This window comes from Arthrobacter sp. TmtSoilC48, from assembly GCF_059739425.1.
On sequence record NZ_AP046049.1, the window covers coordinates 4,127,742 to 4,144,024 of the forward strand.

Annotated in this window: 18 protein-coding genes; 12 read left to right on the forward strand and 6 right to left on the reverse strand. The window is 62.7% G+C overall.

Going from position 1 to position 16,283, the window contains the following annotated elements; all coding sequences use genetic code 11:
- Positions 1–72: 72 nt before the first annotated feature.
- The 11 genes from AC6I97_RS19030 (at position 73) to AC6I97_RS19080 (ending at position 10,440) form a co-directional block, all read left to right on the forward strand.
- Positions 73–1,404, forward strand: a complete 1,332-nt coding sequence (locus AC6I97_RS19030; RefSeq protein ID WP_497946020.1) for an MFS transporter — start codon at positions 73–75, stop codon at positions 1,402–1,404.
- Between the two features lie 10 nt (positions 1,405–1,414).
- Positions 1,415–2,779: an FAD-dependent oxidoreductase gene (locus AC6I97_RS19035; RefSeq protein ID WP_224166641.1), complete on the forward strand. Its 1,365-nt coding sequence runs from the start codon at positions 1,415–1,417 to the stop codon at positions 2,777–2,779.
- Positions 2,776–4,029: a CaiB/BaiF CoA transferase family protein gene (locus AC6I97_RS19040; RefSeq protein ID WP_497946026.1), complete on the forward strand. Its 1,254-nt coding sequence runs from the start codon at positions 2,776–2,778 to the stop codon at positions 4,027–4,029. Before AC6I97_RS19035 ends, AC6I97_RS19040 begins: the two co-directional genes overlap by 4 nt.
- Positions 4,026–4,832: an enoyl-CoA hydratase-related protein gene (locus tag AC6I97_RS19045; protein ID WP_497946028.1), complete on the forward strand. Its 807-nt coding sequence runs from the start codon at positions 4,026–4,028 to the stop codon at positions 4,830–4,832. The genes AC6I97_RS19040 and AC6I97_RS19045 overlap by 4 nt, the downstream gene beginning before the upstream one ends.
- 82 nt (positions 4,833–4,914) lie before the next feature.
- Positions 4,915–5,880 carry a dihydrodipicolinate synthase family protein gene (locus tag AC6I97_RS19050; RefSeq protein ID WP_497946029.1) on the forward strand — a complete coding sequence of 322 codons (966 nt, stop codon included), beginning with the start codon at positions 4,915–4,917 and terminating at the stop codon, positions 5,878–5,880.
- The gene (locus tag AC6I97_RS19055) at positions 5,880–6,692 is read left to right on the forward strand and encodes an SDR family oxidoreductase (protein WP_497946032.1); all 813 of its coding nucleotides are present in this window, start codon (positions 5,880–5,882) and stop codon (positions 6,690–6,692) included. Before AC6I97_RS19050 ends, AC6I97_RS19055 begins: the two co-directional genes overlap by 1 nt.
- A gap of 28 nt (positions 6,693–6,720) precedes the next feature.
- Positions 6,721–8,199, forward strand: coding sequence for an aldehyde dehydrogenase family protein (locus AC6I97_RS19060; protein WP_497946034.1), 1,479 nt, complete (start codon positions 6,721–6,723; stop codon positions 8,197–8,199).
- A gap of 6 nt (positions 8,200–8,205) precedes the next feature.
- Positions 8,206–8,508 (forward strand): ferredoxin, encoded by a 303-nt coding sequence (gene fdxA / locus AC6I97_RS19065; RefSeq protein ID WP_497946035.1) that lies wholly within the window; start codon positions 8,206–8,208, stop codon positions 8,506–8,508.
- An 85-nt stretch (positions 8,509–8,593) separates the two neighbouring features.
- Entirely contained in the window at positions 8,594–9,511 is a 918-nt protein-coding gene (locus tag AC6I97_RS19070; RefSeq protein WP_497946038.1) for an NADP-dependent oxidoreductase, read from the forward strand.
- A 60-nt stretch (positions 9,512–9,571) separates the two neighbouring features.
- A complete protein-coding gene (locus AC6I97_RS19075) occupies positions 9,572–10,000 on the forward strand; it encodes a RelB antitoxin-like protein (RefSeq protein WP_224091255.1) in 429 nt (142 codons plus the stop codon).
- 206 nt (positions 10,001–10,206) lie between these two features.
- The gene (locus tag AC6I97_RS19080; protein ID WP_497946043.1) at positions 10,207–10,440 is read left to right on the forward strand and encodes a hypothetical protein; all 234 of its coding nucleotides are present in this window, start codon (positions 10,207–10,209) and stop codon (positions 10,438–10,440) included.
- A 33-nt stretch (positions 10,441–10,473) separates the two neighbouring features.
- On the opposite strand, the gene AC6I97_RS19085 is transcribed toward AC6I97_RS19080, so the two are convergent.
- The 4 genes from AC6I97_RS19085 to AC6I97_RS19100 form a co-directional block, all read right to left on the reverse strand.
- A complete protein-coding gene (locus tag AC6I97_RS19085) occupies positions 10,474–10,806 on the reverse strand; it encodes a DUF6510 family protein (RefSeq protein ID WP_224166632.1) in 333 nt (110 codons plus the stop codon).
- Positions 10,803–11,540: a ferredoxin reductase gene (locus AC6I97_RS19090; protein WP_224166631.1), complete on the reverse strand. Its 738-nt coding sequence runs from the start codon at positions 11,538–11,540 to the stop codon at positions 10,803–10,805. Before AC6I97_RS19090 ends, AC6I97_RS19085 begins: the two co-directional genes overlap by 4 nt.
- A gap of 10 nt (positions 11,541–11,550) precedes the next feature.
- Positions 11,551–12,141: a molybdopterin-dependent oxidoreductase gene (locus AC6I97_RS19095; protein ID WP_224166630.1), complete on the reverse strand. Its 591-nt coding sequence runs from the start codon at positions 12,139–12,141 to the stop codon at positions 11,551–11,553.
- A 104-nt stretch (positions 12,142–12,245) separates the two neighbouring features.
- Positions 12,246–12,989: a response regulator transcription factor gene (locus AC6I97_RS19100; protein ID WP_497946047.1), complete on the reverse strand. Its 744-nt coding sequence runs from the start codon at positions 12,987–12,989 to the stop codon at positions 12,246–12,248.
- Positions 12,990–13,089: 100 nt separating this feature from the next.
- Here AC6I97_RS19100 and AC6I97_RS19105 point away from each other — a divergent pair, with 100 nt between their 5' ends.
- The gene (locus AC6I97_RS19105; protein WP_497946049.1) at positions 13,090–14,760 is read left to right on the forward strand and encodes a sensor histidine kinase; all 1,671 of its coding nucleotides are present in this window, start codon (positions 13,090–13,092) and stop codon (positions 14,758–14,760) included.
- Between the two features lie 3 nt (positions 14,761–14,763).
- Here the strand turns inward: AC6I97_RS19105 and AC6I97_RS19110 are convergent, their stop codons facing one another.
- Together AC6I97_RS19110 and AC6I97_RS19115 are read right to left on the reverse strand one after the other, a co-directional pair.
- Positions 14,764–15,009 (reverse strand): PLDc N-terminal domain-containing protein, encoded by a 246-nt coding sequence (locus tag AC6I97_RS19110; RefSeq protein ID WP_224091244.1) that lies wholly within the window; start codon positions 15,007–15,009, stop codon positions 14,764–14,766.
- A 57-nt stretch (positions 15,010–15,066) separates the two neighbouring features.
- Entirely contained in the window at positions 15,067–16,275 is a 1,209-nt protein-coding gene (locus tag AC6I97_RS19115; RefSeq protein WP_497946052.1) for a 5-methylcytosine restriction system specificity protein McrC, read from the reverse strand.
- Between the last annotated feature and the right edge of the window lie 8 nt (positions 16,276–16,283).

Sequence of the window (16,283 nt, forward strand, 5' to 3'; positions counted from 1 at the left end):
CGCCTCCTCCAACAGGCGTTCCTGCGTCATACCCTCCCACGCCCTCCGGGGCGTCAGCGTAAGGACACTTCCATGCTCAACACCCAAACGACGGACAACGCCGTCCCGTCACCAAGCACCAGCCACTCCTCCCCCACAAAGAACCCAAAGTTCACTCCGCAGGTCCGCAAAGGACTCTTGGGGTTGGGCCTCGGCAACGCCCTTGAATGGTACGACTGGATGGTCTTCGGCCTCCTGTCAGCCTTCATCGGTCCGAACTTCTTCCCAAACTCCGAGCCACTCTCCGCCACTCTGAATGCATTGGCCGTGTTCGCCGTCGGGTTCGCCTTCCGCCCCCTTGGCGGCATACTGCTGGGGACGCTCGCAGACCGGATCGGCCGGCGTCGGGTCATGCTGTTGTCCATTATGCTCATGGCCGGCACCACGCTGATCATTGCCATCACGCCCAACTACGCCACGATCGGCGCCTGGGCCGGCATTATCCTGCTGGTGTGCCGCATCCTGCAGGGTATTTCCACAGGAATCGAAGCCCCACTCTCCACCTCCCACGCTGTGGAGCTCGCTCCGGAAGGCCGCGAAGGCTACGTAGCCGGCATCATGTCGTTCTATGTGAACATCGGCATCCTGCTGGCCTCCCTGATCAGCTTCCTGTGCAGCTTGGTCCTGGGCGGAGCCGCAATGGCCGAGTGGGGTTGGCGCGTCCCGTTCATCATCGGCGCGCTCTTCGGCTTCGTGGTGCTCTACCTCCGCCGTGCGCTGCCGGAAACCCTCAAGCCCGAGGAAATGGCCACCAACACCCCCGGCACAGTGTGGTCCGGAGTCCGAAAGCACTGGCTCTCCGTTCTTGCCATCATCTTCGTGGTGGGTGCAGCACAGGCCTACAACTACGCCTGGAACGTTGGCCTTCCCACCGCAGCCCGCAGCGGTTTCAAGGAAGATCCCACCGCGGTCTTCGCCCTCACCACTATCCTGGCCATCATCCTCGTAGTGGGCAGTTGGGTCATCGGCAAGCTGGCCGACGGCAAAGCAATGTCCCGCTGGTTCCTGGTGACCCGCATCCTCGCCATCCCGTCCGTGTTCCTCATGCTGATGTACGTCCAGCCGGGCATTGGCGGATTCGCAGCAGTCCTCCTGGGTGGCTCGATCGTCCTGGTCCTTAACATGACCCTTTACAACGTGGTGAGCTCATCCCTGATGCCCAAGAACATCCGCGGCACCGGCGTTGCGCTGGGCTACGGCATCGGCGTCGCCCTCTTCGGCGGCACTGCCTCCTACCTTCTGGTCTGGTTCCAATCCCTGAACCTCACATGGGTCTTCCCGGTCTACGTGGCCGTCCTCTCCATCCTCAGCATCGTTTTCTACCTCGCCGCACGCCGCTCCAACGGCATCTTCGTCGGAAAGTAAGGACTTCATCATGAACTCGCTTGAACTCAGCACTACGACGGCGGACCTCACCGCCCCGGTCATCTCACGGTCCGACGTCCTGGTAGTCGGTGGTGGTCCCGCAGGCGTCGCTGCAGCGGTTACCGCCGCCCGCTCCGGCGCAAAGGTCACGCTCCTGGAACGCTACTCATCCTTGGGCGGACTCGCTTCCGGCGGCATGGTCCTGGTTCTCGATGACATGATCAACGGCCAGGAAATCACCGTCACCGGCATCGTCTCCGAATACGTGGAGCGCCTCCAGAAGCTGGGCTTGGCAATCGTCCCGCCCGCCGATGACCGCAAGACCTCCGAGGAACTTTGGAACAAATGGGGCCGCTACGGCACTTTCGACTTCCACTCCCACACCAACCCGAAGCCCATCTGCTATGCAGCCGCTTTCGATCCCGACGGCTGGAAGCGCGTCTCCAACGACCTCGTCCGCGAGGCCGGCGTGGACCTCCGCCTGCACTCCTGGTTCTCCCGTCCCATCGTGGACAACGGCGTGATCAAGGGCGTCATCTGCGAAACGAAACTCGGCCCGCAGGCCTTCATGGCCGACGTCGTGATCGACACCACCGGCGACATCGACGTCGCCTCCCGCGCCGGCGCCAGCTATGCCAAGGACAACTACCTCACCACCCTCGTCTTCCGTTTGGGCAACGTGGATACCAACGCTGCCGAAGCCTTCGAACAGGCCAACCCCAAGGAAGCCCGCGCCATCAACCGCAAGATCAAGCGCCTCCTCGGCGGCGCCTGGGAACTGTGGTGGCTCAAGACACCCATCGACGGCGTGGTCTGGTGCAACGCCCCGCACATGTCCGGTTTCGACGGCGTCGATCCCGCCGACATGACTGCCGCGGAGTTCGCGGCCCGGGACCGGATCTCCGAGGCCGTGGAGTACGTCCGCGCGAACCTGCCCGGCTTCGAAAACTGCTACATGCTCGATGTCGCCTCCCAAATGGGTGTCCGCCAAACCCGGCTCCTGCAGGGCGAGTACGTCATGACCAAGGACGACGTCACCCAGCGCCGCCACTTCGCGGACACCGTTGCCCGCGGCCGTGACTACTACTACCCATACCGCTCGCTGCTCCCCAAGGAAGTGGACCAGCTGCTGGTCGCCGGCCGCCACTACTCCGCCACTCCGGAGGCACAGAAAATGTCGCGCGAGATCCCGCCTTGCATGGCAATGGGACAGGCCGTCGGCGTTGCAGCGGCCCTCGCCGTGGAAAACAACGTGTTGGTCCGCGACGTCTCCGCGCTGGATATCCAGCAGGGCATGCGCCGGCATGGTGCTGACCCAGGCGACGTCCCGTCGTCGAACGCTACCGTCGACGCAACCGCAGCGGTGCCGGCATGAGCACCGTAATTCTGGAACAGACAGCGGAAAGCACGACGGCGGCACTCGCCGCCGGGGCTCCGGTACCCACGCCGCTTCCGCTGGACGGCATCAAAATCGTGGACTTCACCCAAGTATTCATGGGCCCGTCATGCACCCAGCTGCTGGGCGATTACGGTGCGGACATCATCAAGGTGGAACGTCCCGGCGCAGGCGACATTTCGCGCAATTCCTTCCCGGACCAGGACGGCCAGGACAACCCGATCTTCCTGTCCATCAACCGGAACAAGCGCAGCGTCTCCGTGGACACCCGCACTGAGGAAGGGCGCGAGGTGCTGCACCGGCTCATTGCTGATGCCGACGTAGTGGTCAGCAATTTCCGCTCCGGAGTCATGGAACGGATGGGCTTCGGCTACGAGGACCTCAAGCAACAGAATCCCGGGATCATCTGGGCCTCCGGCACCGGCTTCGGCCCCGAAGGACCCTACTCCCACAAGGGCGGCCAGGATGCCATCGCGCAGGCCTACTCCGGAGTGATGTGGCGTAGGGAATCCGATGACACCAAGCCCTCCATCTATCCCACCACCCTGTGCGACTACATCACCGGCATGCACCTCATGCAGGGCATCCTTCTGGCACTGCGCACACGCGAGGCATCGGGGGTGGGCCAGAAGGTGGAGGTGACCATGTACGACTCCATGCTGCACCTGCAAATGCAGGAAGCGTGCATGCAGCTCAACCGCGGCTACGAGGTCAACTGGGGCGCCATGCCGCTGAGCGGTGTCTTCGAAACCACCGACGGCGCCGTGTGCATGGTGGGTGGTTTCACGCCCGATCCCCTGGCCAGGATTTCTGAAGCACTTGGCCTGGACGAGGACCTCACCCAGCGGCCCGAATTCTCCAACCTTGAGCAGCAATTCAAGAACAAGCCGGCATTGCAGGCCATCTTCCGCGAGCGCATCGCCACCAATACCACCGAGTATTGGACACACCGGCTTGAGGAACAGGGGCTGCTGAATGCTCCGGTGCACACCCTGGAACAGGCGTTGGCTGATGCACAAACCGAGGCCAACGGCATGATCGTGGAAGCCGAACACCCCTCTGTGGGCACGGTGCGGATGCTGAATGCGCCGATCCGGCTTTCCGCCACCCCTCCCACTATTCGCCGCACCGCACCGCGGCTTGGCGAGCACAACGTAGAGGTTCTGCTGGAGAACGGCTTCGATCAAGCGACGATCGAGCGCCTGCAGCAGTTGGGAGTCCTGCGATGACCGCTGTGGCTGAAGCTCAGGTGGATACCGTCACCCTGACCATCCAGAACCACGTGGCCACGGTGGTCATCGACCGCCAGCACGTCCTCAATGCCGTCGACGCCACCACGCATGCACGGCTCAACGAGATCTGGGCCCAGCTGGAGAACGATCCTTCAGTGCGTGCAGTTGTTGTTACCGGTGCCGGGTCCCGCGCCTTCTGCGTTGGTGCTGACATGTCGGCGTCGGCCGTGGACAAAACCGGCCTGGAGTATTGGGCCGGACTGGACCCCAACGGCTTCGGCGGGCTGAGCCTGCGCACCACCTTGGATATCCCCGTCATCGCCCGGGTCAACGGCTACGCCCTGGGCGGCGGCATGGAAATTGTGCTGGGTGCCGACATCGTGGTGGCAGTCGACACAGCGAAGTTCGGCTTGACGGAACCTCGGGTTGGGCGATTGGCGCTCGACGGCGGCATCCACCAGCTGGTGCGGCGCATCCCCCACACCCAGGCCATGGGAATGCTCCTGACGGGCCGAAAGGCAGACGCTGCCGAGATGCAGTCCATGGGGCTGGTCAACGAAGTAGTTCCTGCAGAAGAGCTCGACGCCGCGGTGCAGCGCTGGGTGGACCAGATCCTTGCGTGCGCCCCCACCTCAGTCCGGGCCGTGAAGCAGATGGTCACCCAGACTTCCCACCTGACGGCCAAGGAAGCCCGCGGCCTGCGCCTGCCCGCTCTCATGGCGGCGCTGGACAGCGAAGACTCCGCCGAGGGAGTGCGCGCTTTCCAGGAAAAGCGCTCGCCCGTCTGGCCTGGGCGCTGATCGTCGGCTCTGTGATCCGGCTCTAGTGCTGGCCCGTTTCGCCAGCAGAACACCATTTTCGAACGAACAAGAGGAGATACCGATGCCGTCATCAGTCGCGCGCGAATCCCTAAAACACCCTGTACCGCGCCGTGAATCTTTGGCTCCTGGAGTGTGGGGCGTTGTTGCCACACCATTCCAAGGCAGCACGCTGGACGTGGACCTGGACAGCTTGGCCGAACTCGTTGAGCACTACGAGTCCATTGGCGCCACGGGGCTCACGGTCTTGGGGGTCTTCGGCGAAGCAGCCGCATTGACCGCCGAGGAGCGCCGCCAGGTCCTGGAAACCGTCGTCGAATGCACCGGGCTGCCGTTGGTGGTGGGCGTGACCGCCTTGGCCACCCGGCCTGCCATTGAGGAAGTCCGGGCCGCCCAGGATGTTGCCGGAAAACGCCTGGCAGCTGTGATGGTGCAGGCTAACTCGGCCAAGCCCGAGACAGTGATTGCGCACTTGGATGCCATCCACAAGGCTACTGGCGCCAAGGTTGTCCTTCAGGATTATCCGTTGGCAAGTGGCGTCAGCATCCCCGCCCCCGCTCTGATCCGGGTGGTGACCTCTTGTGACTTCGTCATAGCCGTCAAGGCTGAAGCACCTCCCACCAGCGTCGCGATCGCAGAACTGAGTGCCGGCGTCGGGGTTTCAGTCTTTGGTGGCCTCGGCGGGCAGGGACTGCTGGATGAACTGATGGCCGGCGCAGCAGGCGCAATGACTGGTTTCTCCTACCCTGAAGCCCTCATAGCTTGTGTGCGGGCGTGGCAGCAGGACGGCTATGAAGCAGCCCGGCGCGAACTGCTCCCTTACCTGCCGCTGATCAACTTTGAGCAGCAGGCGAAGGTGGCGCTGGCTATTCGCAAGGAGTGCCTGCGCGAACGGGGACTCATCAAGGACTCGGGCGTTCGTGCCCCTGCAGCGGGCTTTCCCGAAGCCCTGCGCGGGAGTATGGGCACACATCTTGGTGAGGCAGCTGCAGCCCTTGAAAATGCTACGACCCTTGCAAGGAGCCTGTGATGGATCTCGGAATCGCGGGCAAGACCGCTTTGGTTGCCGCCTCCACGGGTGGGCTGGGCCTGGCTGTAGCGCGTGCCCTGGCTGCCGAAGGCGTTCGCGTGGCGATCGTGGGCCGCCGTCGGGACCGTGCAAAGGAGATTGTCGCGGAACTGCAGGCCGCGTACGGAACCGGCTCACTGGGTCCGAGCGGCTTCGACGCCGTGGCGATCGAAGCAGACCTCACAACGCCCGAGGGCATCGAATCGGCAGTCGAACAGACGGTCGCGGATTTGGGACCCATCGACATCCTCGTCCTCAACGGCCCTGGCCCCAAACCCGGTGCCGCAGCCACGCTCAGCTCCGATGACATTGCGGCGGCGTTTGATCTCCTGGTCAAACCGCAGCACGCTTTGGTTTCCCAGGTGCTTCCCGGGATGCGGGAACGGCGGTGGGGCCGGATCCTGGCTATCGGGTCCAGCGGCGTGACAGCCCCGCTGCCCAACCTAGCCGTCTCCAACACTGGACGTGCTGCCCTTGCCGGTTACCTCAAGACCCTCGCTGCCGAAGTTGCCCTGGACGAGGTCACCGTGAACCTGCTCCTGCCGGGCCGCATCGCCACGGACAGGGTCACGCAACTTGACCACGCCGCCGCCAAGCGACGCGGGACCACGTTGGAAGACATCCAGCTCGAATCCCGCAAGACCATCCCCGCCCGACGCTATGGAGAACCTGCGGAGTTCGGTGCCGCTGCCGCCTTCCTGTGCAGCGCGCCGGCGTCGTACATCACCGGCGTCGCGCTCAGGTGCGACGGCGGACTGATCCGCAGCCTCTAGCCTCCCTCCCGAAATCCTAAGGAACATCATGACTTCCACAGCAGTTGACCCCCAGGCGATCACCGACCCGCAGAGGGTTACCGCACAGCACCTCATCAATGGCCAGTGGCTCGGAGACGCGGACACGCAGCGAATGAATCCGGCCCGGCCAGGCGAACTCGCAGCGCTATCACCCAGCGGCACCGTCGAGGACGTGGACGCCGCTATTACCGCGGCCGCCGCAGCCCAGCCGTCATGGGCGGCCCTGCCCGCACCAGCCCGGGGCGCCATCCTCATCGCGGCTGGAAACCTGCTCAACGAGCGCCAACACGCGATCGCCGAGGACCTTGTCCGTGAAGAAGGAAAAACACTCGCGGAGGCAAAGGGGGAGGTCAGGCGCGCCTCGGACGTGCTGCGCTTCTTCGGTTCGCTGGGCTGGGCGGCAACGGGCGAAGTCCTGCCGAGCGGCCTGCCGGACACCACCATCACCACGCGCCGTGAGGCTTTGGGTGTGGTGGGACTCATTACGCCGTGGAACTTCCCCATCGCCATCCCCGCATGGAAAACAGCCCCCGCACTGATCAGCGGAAACACCGTGGTCATCAAACCGGCCGAGCTCACTCCGTTGTCCACTACCCACCTGGCACGTGCACTGCAGGACGCCGGGCTGCCCGCCGGGGTGTTCAACGTGGTGCACGGCAAGGGGCGCGTGGTGGGTGACGCCCTGGCCCGCGATCCCCGCATCGCCGGCTTGTCGTTCACCGGCTCCACCAATGTTGGCCTTGGGCTGCAGGAGATCCTCAATGCCCGGCGCGCCCGGGTCCAACTCGAAATGGGCGGCAAAAATGGCGTGCTGGTGCTGGATGACGCCGACCCCCGCAAAGCTGCGCAGGTAGTAGCTGCCGGTGCATTCGGCCTGACGGGACAGGCGTGCACCGCGACGTCCCGCGTCTACGTGACACCCGGCATCCGCTCCGCCTTCCTCGATGCCTTGGTTCAGGAGGCCGCCGCCTACACCACCGGTGACGGGCTTGATGGCGAGGTCCGGATGGGTGCCGTAGTGAGCAGGCAGCAATTCGAGCAGGACCAGGCAGCGGTGCGCACCGCCGTCGAACGCGGGGCCACACTCCTGCACGGACAGTACGACGGCGACCCCACCGGCGCGCTGTTCTTCCAGGCGGCGATCCTCACCGGACTGCCGTTCGACGACGCAGCCGTGACCGATGAGATTTTCGGGCCAGTGGTGGCCGTTCTGGAAGTGGCAGACTATGAAACCGGCCTCGCAGCCATCAATGACTCCCGCTACGGGCTCACCGCCGGCATCTGCACGGACTCCCTGGCCCTCGCCACGGACTTCGCAGCCCGCGCGCAGGCAGGTGTCGTGAAGATCAACCGCCCAACTGCCGGGCTGGACCTGAACGTTCCGTTCGGCGGCGTGAAGGATTCCTCCACCAACACCTTCCGCGAGCAAGGCAGGTCCGCCCTGGACTTCTACACCTGGGGCAAGACCGTCTACACCGGTATTTAGTGCGCCATGAGCTACGTGATCGCACAGCCCTGCGTGGATGTGAAGGACAAGGCGTGCATTGACGAGTGCCCGGTGGATTGTATCTACGAAGGTGAACGCTCGCTCTACATCCACCCGTCCGAGTGCGTTGACTGCGGGGCATGCGATCCCGTGTGCCCCGTAGAGGCGATCTACTATGCGGAGGATGTCCCTGACGAATGGTCGGATTACGTCAGGGCGAACGCGGAGTTCTTCGAGGCCGATTTCCGCGAGGACGTGGGCCGCGATCATCCTGTGGTGATGGCGGAGCCGTTGCGGGTGGGCAGTTAGGCGGCGCCGGTTGTGGTGCCCGGTTGTCCGGGGCTGTTAAATGTGAATCCGCGGTGTTGGCCAGGATCGAGGACAGGAGTTTTTGATGAAAGCAGTTATTGTGTCGGATCAGTCTGCGGGAATGGCCGGGCTGAAGATGGCCGAACGGCCGCGGCCGGCGGCGGCCATAAATGATGTCATTGTTGAGATTCATGCCTCGGGATTCGTCCCAACCGAGGTGGAATGGCCCTCGACCTGGACTGATAGAGCCGGCCGGGACCGGACACCCTCCATCATTGGGCACGAGGTGGCCGGCGTCGTAACCTCGCTCGGTTATGGGACGACAGGATTGACTGTGGGTCAACGCGTGTTTGGCCTTGCGGACTGGCACCGGGATGGGACCCTGGCGGAGTACGTGGCGATGGAAGCACGTAACCTTGCGCCGCTGCCGGGCGACGTCCCCTTCACAGTTGGCGCGAGCCTGCCCATCTCTGGCCTGACCGCCTGGCAGGGCTTGTTTATCCATGGCCGCATCCAGTCGGGGCAGAGCCTGCTCGTGCACGGCGCCGCTGGGGCAGTCGGAACGATGGTGACACAGCTGGCACGTGAAGCGGGCGCCTACGTCATCGGCACCGGACGAACTGCCGATCGGCAGAAGGCCCTCGACTTTGGAGCGCACGAGTTCATCAATCTCGCCAACGACACCTTGCAGGATATCAGCGCGGTTGACCTGGTATTCGATGTGATCGGTGGCGATATCCAGAAGCAGTCAGCGGCCCTGATCCGGCCCGGCGGAACGCTGGTGAGCATCACCGGGCCGGTTGAAGCACGCCCTAAAGATGGTCTGGCAGTGGATTTCGTTGTCGAGTCGGATCGTGCCCAACTGGGTGAGATCGTCCAGCGAATCCGAGACGGACGGCTTCGGACAAACATCGGAAACATCGGGGAATTCGACGACGCGATCAATGCCCTTACCCCGGCCGCACGCCGGAATGGGAAGACGATCATCCAGATGCGTCGGTAGGGGACACGATCCAGACGTTAGAGTTGACGTACATCATGTACATGGCTCATCGTTGTATGTATGAGCACTCCTACACACGAGCGGCGGACTTTCGGTTTCGCCGGCGCCCGCAAGTCCTTCAAGACAATTTTGGATACTAGCGATCGCGGCGGCCTGTCCATCATTGAGCGTGGAGAGAGCTCCGCCTCTGTCGTGAACACCAGCTTGTTCAAGGAATTCTTAGTGAATAACCTTCCGGCAAAAGCGCAGGTCGTCAACGAGGACGGGGCATGGGCCATGTTCCTGCCCGGCTTGCCCCTGGCAGCCGAGGGGACGACGTTGGAAGAAGCGACCATTGATCTAATCGACGCTCTTCGTGAATACGCTGAAGACTGGGAGGACCACCTCCGCATGGCATCAAACCATCGAGGCAACTGGGCTTTAGTACAACTGATTGACTCCTCCACTGATGAGGAACTGGCCGCATGGCTGACCGGTAGCAAGAAGTGAGCCAAAAATATCCCCCAGGCACCCGAGATGATCACGAGACTTTCTGCAGGACGGAGGAATGGCAACCTGTGCTCAACGCCAAGGGCCAGAAGGTCCGTCACCACGCCACCTATGAGCTCGCCTTACATGACGGGAGAATTCTTCGGACTCGCATCTCACGGCCAGTGGACCGGACCGCTTATGGTCCTTCCCTCTGGGGTGAAATTTTGAAGAATCAACTGGACGTCACCCCGGACGAGTTCTGGGGGTGCGTGAAGGACGGTGATCTGCCAGACCGCGGCCTACCCGAAGCGCCGACTACGGCCTTGCCTCTCGAGCTTGTCATACTCCTGACCAAGACAGCCAAGATCCCTGAGGCGACTGTTGCCACCATGAGTAAGGAAGAAGCCGTAGAGGCAATGAACGCCTACTGGACCTCAACCGTCACGCCCGGGAAATAGGCCCAAGTCCACGTCTTCGGGATTGGGCAACCCTTATTCTTCGCGGTCGATCTCCAAGTAGCTGAGGCCGCTCAGATCCAGCCAATAACGCGTTGGTGTCTGGACCAATCGCAGCAGGACGCCCTGGCAGTCGCGGCACCGGACCACAATGCCGGGCGCGTCGGTGAAGACCATGGCCTCGCCAAAAGCCCTGATGGAACCGCAATGCCTGCAGCGCCCGAGCGCCGCGATGATGTCGATCCGGAAGACTTCGGACAAGGCGCCGGCAGCGGCGTTGCCGTCCACATACGGAATGGGGTCATGGGATCCTGCTGCAATGTCCGGGTCTTCGGACCCGGGGACGGGGAAGTCATCGGCGCTGGTCACCGGATACCTCCCGTCCCGCCAAACCGCTCGGTCTTGATCGACTCCGGCCGATAACCGGCCATTACAAGCCAGTCCGAAACGGTCTCCACAAAGACTGTCTGGCCGCAAACAAAAACATCCGGTTTCTCCTCTGTTGGGAAGATCTTGCCCAAAAGGCTCTCGGAGGTAAGGCGGCCTGGCGCTGCCGGCCAGCCCTCCGGCGTCGAACGCGTGTAGACATAATCGACCATCAGCTTGGCTGATTCCCGATCCAAACGATGCAGCTCGTCACGGTAGAGCGCAGCTTCCGGAGCCTTGAGGGAATAGAGCAACCGGAAAGGGGCTTCGCTGTCGGATGCCTGATGGGCACGGATCATCGACATCAGCGGCACCACACCCGACCCTCCCCCGATCAGCTGCACCGGGTTCGCGTTGCCCTGCCGCCAGACAAACCAGCCACCCACCGGTCCCCGGATTTCCAACCGGTCTCCGACCGCCAGGTCCCGGACAAGGTAAGGCGACACTTCGCCGTCGGGCAGTTCGTCAACGGTGATTTCCAGATGCTCGTCGGCACTTGCCGATGCCACCGAGTAAGACCGGATGGCCGTATACCCGTCCTCGGCGGTGAGGCGGATGTCAATGTGTTGGCCGGCCAGATATCCCATCAAACCATCCACGCGCAGCCTAATGGTCCGGGCAGTGGCGTTTTCCGGTTCCCCGCCCACCACTTCAGCGACCCGCCATACAGAACTCACGGCAAAGGCCTCACGAGTACCGCTCCTCGCTCCACGGATTGCCGTGAAGATGGTACCCGTTCGACTCCCAGAAGCCGGGAACGTCTTCCTCCGTCAGTTCCAGACCATGAATCCACTTGGCGCTTTTCCAGAAATACAAGTGCGGCACCAAAAGCCGCGCCGGACCGCCATGCGCCCGTTCAAGTGGTTCGTGGTCGAACTCCCAAGCCACCCAAGCCTTACCGCCCAGGAGGTCCCACAGCGGAACATTGGTTGTGTAGCCGCCGAAGGAATGGGCAGTGGCGAAGTCACGGGTGGTCTCCACGTTTTCAAAAAGCGTGTCCACTGAGACTCCACGCCACACTGTTCCCAATTTTGACCAACTGGTTACGCAGTGAATGTCTTCGGTGATCTCCTCCTGCGGCAAGGCCATGAACTCATCCCAGGACCATGCCAGACGCTGGCCATCCTCCGCAGTAATGAAGAACTCCCACTCCTGAACGGGAATGAGCGGGGCGGGTCCAGCGGTCAGAACAGGAAAATCCTGCGTTTCATGCTGTCCCGGAGGCAACGCAGGGTTTTCGGACCGTCGCCCACGGAAACCGGAAGAAATAATACCCATGATGCACCCTCCGCGATGGAGCTCCACCGGCCAACGACCGTTGATGCCCCAACCATAGGGCAACCTCCGGGCGCGGTCCAGCGGCACAGGGTGGGCAGTGATCCTTAGTTGCCCTGTGCCAGCGGCGCCAGCCGGTATCCAACGCCGCGCACGGTCTCGAGCCAGCGCGGGTTCTGGATGCTGTCGCCAAGTTTTTTGCGCAGGTTGCCCATGTGTACCTCAACGGCGCGCTCGTCGGCGTCGCTGACATAACTGCCGACGTCGTAGGGTTCGTTGCGAAGGCGCCGCGCCAGATCTGCTTTTGTCCGCACAATCCGGCCGGTTTCGAGGAGGGCAAGCAGGAGGTCGAACTCGGTGCGGGTGAGCCTCAGTTCCTTGCCGTGCAGGACTGCCGTCCGGGAGCCGGCCGAAACTGCAAGGCCGTTGTGGGTCATTTCAGGGTCTGTTGCTTCCACGGCGGCTTTGGACTCCGACGACGCGCGGGGCCTCCGCATCATGGCCTCGACACGTGCGCGAAGTTCGCGGGGACGGAAGGGCTTGGTGAGGTAATCGTCACCGCCGGCCTCAAGGCCCATGAGGGTGTCCAGTTCCTCCGCACGGGCAGTGAGCATGATGATGTAGGCGTCCGAGGACTTCCGGATCTGGCGTGCCACCTCGAAACCATCGATGTCGGGCAGCCCCAGGTCCAGGGTTATGACGTCTGGATTCAGTTCGCGGGCTGACGTGACGCCCGCGGATCCAGTGGATGCAACATGGACATCAAATCCCGCTTGGGAAAGGACCACACGCACCAATTCGCGAATATCCTGGTCATCTTCAATGACCAGCCCCACACGTACTTCACTCATCGCTGCCCCTCAGCCCCTTCGATAACCCTTCGAAGTATAACCATTATGGTTAGGCTGATCTCATGAACCGACTTTCTTCTCCATTCCAGGTGGTTGCGCCGTGACCCGCCCAAGCACCTGGGATCTTGGCGAGAAGAAAAAGCTCCTGGTTTTCCGGCGCTCTTTCCACGAACACACCCTGCGAATGAGGGTGGTTCTCAGCCAGTTGCCGCTGTCCGTCTGTGTGTGCATTTCGGCGATTCTGGTGTGGCTGTTTTTCCCTGCCACCCTTGAGAATCCCCTGTTCCTCCTCTTCCTGCTCAGCCAGGCATTCCTGTTGGCGATGTGCGTCATCGTGCCGTGGCACCGGCTGCCGTTCCCCAGCTTCCTGGTGATACCGATCCTGGATATGGTGTCGATTTCCTTCGGCAGGGAAGGCGGGCAGGAAGCGCTCACGGGGCTCAGTGTCCTGGTGGTCCTGCCCGTCATTTGGCTGTGTGCGTCCGGCCTGTATCCAAGGCTGGCGATTGCCTTGTCATTCGTGGGTCCGCTCTGCATCGTTTGGGCTCCCTTGTTCGTCAAGGGATCCTTCACCGAGCAGGACCTCACCAAACCCCTGCTCTTCCCGATCCTGATACTTGGCATCGGCGTGTCCGTGAGCGTGTTGACCCTGAGCATGGTGCGCCAACAACGGGCCTTGGAGCAGAAGGATGAGGAACTCAAGAAAGCGCTGGACGTCACCACCAAACAGGAGCGGCTCCTCAACACGGTCATGGAAGCCCTGCCGCTGGGTGTGGTGGCAGTGGACGGCGAAGGTCATGACGTCCTCATGAACCGCCGCCAGCGCCAGACCCACTCGCTGGCAACACCTCCAGGCAATGACGATCCGAACGAATCCGAACTGCTCGTCTTCGACCAGGACAGGACCACGCCGCTGCCCACTGACCGCCGTCCAGTCCGACGCGCGGTCCTGGGGGAAAGGTTCACGGATCAACTAGTGTGGCTTGGTTCCGGAGCAGACCAGCGTGCCTTCACCACAAGCGCCCGCCCCATGGTTGACGACGACGGGAACTTCGCCGGCTCGGTTGTTGTCTTCAGCGACGTCACTGATCTGGTCAACGCCCTGGCCGCCAAGGACGACTTCGTCGCCAACGTCTCCCATGAATTCCGTACGCCGCTGACGTCCATCCTTGGTTACGTGGAGCTCCTGCTGGATGATCCCCGTTCCCTGGATCCGTCGTCCCGGAGGCAACTCGACATCGTTCGAAGGAACGCCGAACGGCTGCTTACCCTGGTATCGGATTTGTTGGCAGTGCGTTCGGGCCAAATGGTCATTCAGCCGCACACGGTGGACGTGGCTGAGCTGGTCCGGGGAAGCGTGAGCTCAGCCGGTCCCCGGGCAGCCAAAGCGGGCATCCGGTTGTCCATGGATGTCCCTGAGTCCTTGGAGGCCCACGTGGACTCCTCACGAATAGCCCAGGTCCTGGACAACCTGGTATCAAACGCCATCAAGTACTCCCCCAAAGGCGCAGACGTGGAAGTTGCCGCGTGGGAGGACCAGGATTTTGTGTTTTGCCGCGTCTCCGATACCGGCATGGGCATGACGGAAGAAGAGCAGTCCGAGGCCTTTACCAAGTTCTTCCGGGCCGGCGGCGTACGCAACAGCACCATTCCCGGCGTCGGGCTTGGACTGCCCATCAGCAAGGCGATCGTTGAAGCGCACGGCGGAACCATCACGCTGGAAAGCGAACCGGGCCGGGGCACAACCTTCCTCGTGAAGATGCCCGCCTGAGCGTTAGCGCGCTGTGCCTGCTACTGCGGCATCACGACGGCGGCCGAAGAGGAAGTAGCTCACCGGTCCGAAAAAGTTGATGAACGAAACAGCGCGCCACACCGCCTTCTTCCCCCTGATTCTGGAGTCGGGGGTCTTTCCGATGCTCCGTTGCGCTGCACCCAGCAGGGCCATGTTTATGGCTCCGCTGACAATGAGCATGATCCGCTGGCCCTTGCTCATATCGCGCCACGATTTCCTGCGAGCCATGATGCCTCCCTCGAAAATTTCCACTGCGCCGGAGTTCATTGAGCCGACGATCTCAGGCTAGTCTGAGGCCGTTCTTCCCGCCACAGCCTGACGCACTACCTCGCCCCACGATTGTTCCGCGAGGTCGGCCACGGCGGCCAGGATCTCCGACGGCGGCCGGGACAGGTCCAGCGGATACTCCACGATGTCGATGTCCGTGTTCAGGATCCTGCGCAGCTTCATCTCCCCCGGTCCAGCGTAGACAAGCCATGCCGTGGGGACCCGAAGTGCGGTGCAGTACGCCAGCAATTGGTAATGGTCCGCGTTCAGTGAAGCGCCGGCATCTCCTGCCGCCGTGTACTTGGAGTCGTACACCACCACGGGCCTCCCACCGAGGAAGTGCACGGCGTCGGGGCGGACTATCAGGCGATCCGTGTCCCGGACAGCCTCATTGAGCAGCGCCCCATACTGGAGGCGCATTTCCCCAGGATAGGCATTCATCGCATGCCGCAAAGCCGTGCCCACGAACTCCTCGAAAACCTGTGCCATATCCACCACAAAGGAAGCGGTCTGCTGCTTCCCTTCTCCGGCCTCGGCCGAGGCATTGCGCAGGATGACCTCCGAGAGCCGCAGAACGGCGTGGTACCTGAGATTCATTCGGTTGGCCCGCCAGGGCGGCAGGGGGGCTCCGGACTGAAGGCGGGTGACGGCGTCGAGCTTTCCCTTCAGTTGGCGCAAGCGGCTCAGGACATCGGCCCGGACGCCTGGCACCTTCCCCATCCGTTCCAAGGCAGCGCGAAGGATGCGGTTTTCGGCGATGTCCTCGGTGAATTCGTCGTAGGACACTTCCAAGGGCACCATCATTCCGGGCCTGCGGGAGATCTGGTCCGAGATGCGGATGCGGCCTTTCACGGTCCGCAGCGATTCATCGATGGTGAGATAGCCCTGAAGGACGCCGCGGCTCAGCGCACGGTCAGCCAGCTGGGCCAGCGATTCGGCCAGGGCACTCCAGAGATCAGGGTGCTCAACGGCTTCCACCGAGTGGTCGCGGAAGCCTTGATCGCCGGCGTAGCTGAGGAGGAAAAGCAAGCGGCTGAGGCCCAGCCGGTCCTTGGGGCGAACCTCGAGCTGGACGGTGGAAGTCCTTACCGAGCCGACTTTGCCGACGGGTTCGATCCTGTAGAGGCCCATGCCAATCGGTGACGCTTTCGCCAGCCCGCTGGCGTTGATGAACGCAGCGGTTGGGGGGTCGAGCTTGTCAACGACTCCCCGTGAGAGCTCGTCCATGACGATGT